This window comes from Shewanella algicola, from assembly GCF_014648035.1.
Taxonomy (GTDB): domain Bacteria; phylum Pseudomonadota; class Gammaproteobacteria; order Enterobacterales; family Shewanellaceae; genus Shewanella; species Shewanella algicola.
In genome coordinates this window covers 1-660 of record NZ_BMQI01000170.1, presented here as the reverse complement: position 1 = coordinate 660, position 660 = coordinate 1, and the positions used below count along the sequence as shown (strand labels likewise).

Below are 660 nucleotides of genomic sequence, written 5' to 3'. Positions count from 1 at the left end.
TGGCGATTTTAGGAGCGAGATTTTCTTTGGTTAAAAGATTTAACAAAGCTTAATCCCGCCCTGAATGGTTTCTAGACTGATTTCTTGTTTTAAAATAGGGTGTTTTTTACAACACAATAAGTACTGACGGTTTAATGTTGCAAGCACTTCAACCTGCAAATTTTGATCAAAAAAACGTATTTCATCAGGGTCTTTACAACAACACATAACGATTGCATGAGGGTCGCTGGTCAGGGTTTCGAGTGAGTGATTACTCCAACTACTGACGTTGATGTGAATATTTTTATTGTGTACTTTAATGGCATGCATCAAGGCTCTAGGATATGCGTGCGTTATCATGCCTGGGAAGGTTAATTCAAAATAGCGATGGTGCAATTGCTCAGCACTGTTGACCCGATTAAAATGTTTTGCACAATCAACAATCTCTTTGGCGATGGGGTAAATTTTTCCAGCATAATCATTCGGTACTAAGCCGTATTTTCGCCTAATAAACAGGTCGTCACCAAAAATTAATCTTGCCGTGTGTAAGCAGCGACTAATTTTTGATGCGGGTATATCTAACATTCTAGAGACATGCGTAGCTGACTTATGCTCATATCATAGACAGGATCTTTAGCGATAACGCTATATTTTAGGTAGAAAAAAGGCCTTATTTATGAT

The 660-nt window shown here is 38.0% G+C and carries 1 protein-coding gene; it reads right to left on the bottom strand.

Annotated elements, in window-relative coordinates; genetic code table 11:
- Nucleotides 1-39: 39 nt before the first annotated feature.
- On the bottom strand, nucleotides 40-564 hold the full coding sequence (locus IEY42_RS22270) for a hypothetical protein (RefSeq protein WP_188927342.1): 525 nt from the start codon (nucleotides 562-564) through the stop codon (nucleotides 40-42).
- Nucleotides 565-660 lie beyond the last annotated feature (96 nt).